Source organism: Nocardiopsis sp. TNDT3, assembly GCF_003427465.1.
Classification (GTDB): Bacteria; Actinomycetota; Actinomycetes; order Streptosporangiales; family Streptosporangiaceae; genus Nocardiopsis; species Nocardiopsis dassonvillei.
In genome coordinates this window covers 1-1,855 of record NZ_QPFC01001106.1, presented here as the reverse complement: position 1 = coordinate 1,855, position 1,855 = coordinate 1, and the positions used below count along the sequence as shown (strand labels likewise).

Annotated in this window: 3 protein-coding genes; 2 read left to right on the top strand and 1 reads right to left on the bottom strand. The window is 74.4% G+C overall.

Annotated features, from left to right (window positions below; all coding sequences use genetic code 11):
* Nucleotides 1-658: 4'-phosphopantetheinyl transferase superfamily protein (locus DQW06_RS24440; protein ID WP_117199387.1), on the bottom strand; the 658-nt coding region annotated here is incomplete at its 3' end.
* 94 nt (nucleotides 659-752) lie between these two features.
* On the opposite strand from DQW06_RS24440, the gene DQW06_RS24435 reads away from it, so the two are divergent.
* Complete coding sequence (locus DQW06_RS24435; protein WP_013153807.1) at nucleotides 753-980, top strand: hypothetical protein; 228 nt, start codon at nucleotides 753-755, stop codon at nucleotides 978-980.
* A gap of 52 nt (nucleotides 981-1,032) precedes the next feature.
* The gene (locus tag DQW06_RS24430; protein ID WP_013153806.1) at nucleotides 1,033-1,839 is read left to right on the top strand and encodes a DeoR/GlpR family DNA-binding transcription regulator; all 807 of its coding nucleotides are present in this window, start codon (nucleotides 1,033-1,035) and stop codon (nucleotides 1,837-1,839) included.
* The last annotated feature ends 16 nt before the right edge of the window (nucleotides 1,840-1,855 follow it).

The window sequence follows — 1,855 nt, the reverse complement described above, 5'->3', positions numbered from 1 at the left end:
GCGCCCCGCCGCCCTCCCAGGACAGCAGGGCGGGGGCGGCGTCCGCCGGGCTCACCAGCACACGCCGCATCCCGCCGGACAGGCCCAGGCCGGTCGCCTTCAGCAGCGCCTCCTTGCGGGCCCAGTAGCGGAAGAAGGCGCCGACCCGGTCGGCGGGGAAGAGGCGCTCCCAGGCCCGCTGCTCGGGTTCGCCCAGCGTGTAGCCCGCCAGACCCTCAAGGTCGCGGGCCGGGGACACGCGTTCCACGTCCACGCCCACGGGCACCTCGCGGGCCAGGGCCAGCACCACCCACTCACCCGAGTGGCTGACGGAGAGCTCCCACCCCTCGGCGGGGCCGGAGGGGTGGGGCTTGCCGTGCGGGCCCTGCGCGGAGTCCTCGCCCCGGCTGGCGCCCGCCCGCTCCTTCTCCTCACAGGAACGGCAGCGCAAAGCGAAGGTCACCTTCTCGGGCGGGCAGTCGGCCCGCTCGGCCAGCAGCAGCCGGGACACCGCCCGGCCCAGCAGGTGCCGGTCGCGGTCGGCCTGGAGCCGGAAGCGGGCGTTGCGCGACCGTTCCTCCTCGTCCAACAGGCGCAGCAGGCGGTCGTCGGCGGCTGAGGTGCGTACCCACCACACCTCGATGGACAGGGGTGCCGGATCGAGCTTCATGCCCCCCATTGTGTCCCGATCTCCCCCGCGTTCGGTGGTGTGAGGTCAACCCAAACCGGGAATTCGGTTATTGGCAGGTCAGCCCGTCCCCTGGGAGGCCCAGATGTCTGTCGTGGTACTGCTCGGCGCGGGAGCGCTCGTCGGTCTGGTGGCGCTCACGGCGATCGTCGTGGTCACCCTCCTGAGAGAGGGGGGCCAGACCACCGAGGAGGAGGCCGCCGCGGAGACCGGGGAGCCCGGGACCGCCTCCGGGAGGGTTCCGGAGCAGTCGGCGCCCGAGGACGCCGTCCGGCCCGGACGGATCACCACCGCCGACGGGTCCGTAGTCTAGGGAGTCGCGCGGGACCGTGGCCCGTGCCCGAGCAGAGCACGGAAGTGGGTCCATGGCCGAGGAGAACCGTCCGGCGTTCGCCGCCGAGCGCCGGGAGCGCATTCTCGAACTCGTGCGCGCCAACGGCACCATGTCCCTGCGCGACATCGCCGTCAGGGTCCGCGCCTCGGAGGTCACCATCCGCCGCGACGTGCGCGCCCTGGAGACCGAGGGGCTGGTGGACCGCCGCCGGGGCGGGGTCGCCCTGCCCGGCAGGATCGGCCACGAGCAGAGCTACTCCGGCAAGAGCGGCCAGTGCGCCGCCGAGAAGGCCGCCATCGCCACCGCCGCGGCCCGACTCGTGCGCCCCGGCGACGCCGTCACCATCGGCCCCGGCAGCACCGCCGAGGCCTTCGCCCGCGCGCTCCTGACCCGCACCGACCTGACCGTGGTCACCAACTCCCTGCGCGTCGCCGACGTCCTGGCCGGGGCCGTCGGCGTCGAGGTGGTCGTGACCGGCGGCACCCTGCACGGCCCCATCCGGGCCCTGGTCGGGGCGGCGGCGGAGGAGAGCCTGGCCGGGCTGCGCGTCAACCGGGCCTTCCTCTCCGGCAACGGGGTCAGCGCCGACCGCGGCCTGAGCACCCCCAACCCGGCCGTGGCCAGCGTGGACCGCGCCCTGGCCGCCTGCGCCGAGGAGACCATCGTCCTGGCAGACCACACCAAGATCGGCGCCGACACCATGGTGCCCACCGTCGCCCCCGAGGAGATCGCCCACCTGGTCACCGACAGCAGCGCCGACCCCGAGGTGCTGATGACCCTGGAGGAGACGGGCGCCCTCGTCCACGTCGCGGTGGTCGCCCAAGAGCGGGGGCAGTGAGCGGGGAGGGGAAAGG